The sequence below is a fragment of the Xylanivirga thermophila genome (genome assembly GCF_004138105.1).
GTDB classification, from domain to species: Bacteria; Bacillota; Clostridia; order Caldicoprobacterales; family Xylanivirgaceae; genus Xylanivirga; species Xylanivirga thermophila.
Genome location: NZ_RXHQ01000070.1, coordinates 1 through 1,859, shown reverse-complemented (window position 1 = coordinate 1,859; position 1,859 = coordinate 1). Strand labels below are relative to the sequence as shown.

Here is a 1,859-nt window from a genome sequence, read left to right as displayed (position 1 = left end):
TTTTTCCTGTTGTTCTATGATGTTCTATGGTATAATATATATGGTGATGAAAATGTTTCTAAAGAAGGACAGGAAACCCAATGGAAGGGTTTATCTATCTATAGTACAAGGCTACAGAGAGCCAGGTACAGGAAAGGTTAAACAAAAGAACGTAAAAAGCTTGGGCTATCTGGATGAACTAGAAAAAGATTTTGATGATCCTATTGCTCATTTTACAGAAGTAGCAAAACAAATGACTGAGGAATCTAAGAAAGGCGTTAGGCCTATAACTTTTAATTTTTCGGTTAATGATACTATCGATACCACTTTAACCTTAAGGAAGAACTTAGGGTTTTCTGTATTGAGCTTTTTCTATCATCAACTAAAGATGAATGAATTCTTCATTAATAGACAGAGAAATTTAAATATAGAATATTCGCTTAATAATATTTTTCAGATTCTTGTGTACTCTAGGGTTTTGTATCCCTGTTCAAAAAAACAAGTTTTTGAAAATATAGATGGATTTTTTTTAGATTTTGACTTTAAAATAGATGATATTTACAGGGCTCTAGATTACTTTAACCTTTATAGGGATGATCTATTATTACATATCCATAGAATGGTCCGTGCAGTTTATGGTAGAGACATGAGTAATGTCTACTATGATGTTACTAATTATTACTTTGAAATTAAAGAGCCTGATGATTTACGTAAGAAAGGTGTTTCTAAAGAGCATCGTCCTAATCCAATTATACAAATGGGATTGCTTATGGACAACGCTGGCTTACCTATTACCTATCAACTATTTGAAGGTAATACCAACGATTGTGAGACGCTGATGCCCGTTCTTGACGAGCTTAAGGATGACTTTGGTTTAGGCCGTATCATTGTTGTAGCTGACAAGGGGATGAATACCGGTGACAATATTGCCTATAATATGCTACACGGAAATGGATATATATATTCAAAAAGCGTCCGCAGTGCTGATGCAGACTTAAAAGACTTCGTTTTATCTGATGATGGATATACAAGGTTTGAGGATGGTTTTAAGATTAAATCTCGTGTAATACCGACGTATATTTGGGTGACCAATGCCGCAGATAAAAAGATTAAAGCCCCTATTGAACAAAAACAGGTAGTTTTCTATAGCCCCGACTATGCTAGAAGAGCGCGCTATGACAGAGAAAAAGCTATCGAAAAGGCTAAAAAGACGATTCAGGCCAATAACAGAGGAAAGTTACCTATTAAGGGTTCACTTAGGTATATAACGTCTACTCCATACGATTCAGAGACTGGAGAGCTGTACGAGTGTCAAGATTATCATGCTATTGATATAGAAAAGATAAAAGAAGAGGAAAAATTTGATGGTTACTATGCTATAGTCACAAGTGAACTAGATATGCCTGACAATGAAATCCTTGATGCCTATAGAGGGCTATGGAGGATTGAGGAATCCTTTAAGATAACAAAGAGTGAATTAAAGACTAGACCTGTATATGTATCTACCAAAGAGCATATTGAAGCTCATTTTCTAACATGTTTCGTCTCTTTGCTCTTGATCAGATTGCTTGAAATGAGTACAGAACATAAGTATTCTACCAAAACCCTAGTCAATGAGATGAGGAATATCACTGGAACTTATATGGATGAAAACTATTATATGTTCGATCATTTCAATGAAGTTGTCGAGGATCTAGGGCATGTGATAGGCGTTGATTTTTCAAAGAGATTTATGTCTTTAAGGGAAATAAAAGAAATTATTGCTCAGACCAAAAAATGAGCTGTATCACAACAACTTTATGATCAAAACAAAAAGCCCGTAGGCCTTGCAATATGCAGGGCCTAGGCCTTTTTTTCTGTTTTTTGCTGCGAAAGTCAAG

At 35.1% G+C, this 1,859-nt stretch carries 1 protein-coding gene; it reads left to right on the top strand.

Annotated elements, in window-relative coordinates; all coding sequences use genetic code 11:
• The first annotated feature begins 52 nt into the window (after window positions 1–52).
• The gene (locus tag EJN67_RS13890; RefSeq protein ID WP_129725020.1) at window positions 53–1,759 is read left to right on the top strand and encodes an IS1634 family transposase; all 1,707 of its coding nucleotides are present in this window, start codon (window positions 53–55) and stop codon (window positions 1,757–1,759) included.
• The last annotated feature ends 100 nt before the right edge of the window (window positions 1,760–1,859 follow it).

What these genes read in the sequence shown, in the direction of transcription:
- EJN67_RS13890 (WP_129725020.1), top strand. Translation starts at nt 53, where the DNA reads ATGTTTCTAAAGAAGGACAGGAAACCCAATGGAAGGGTTTATCTATCT.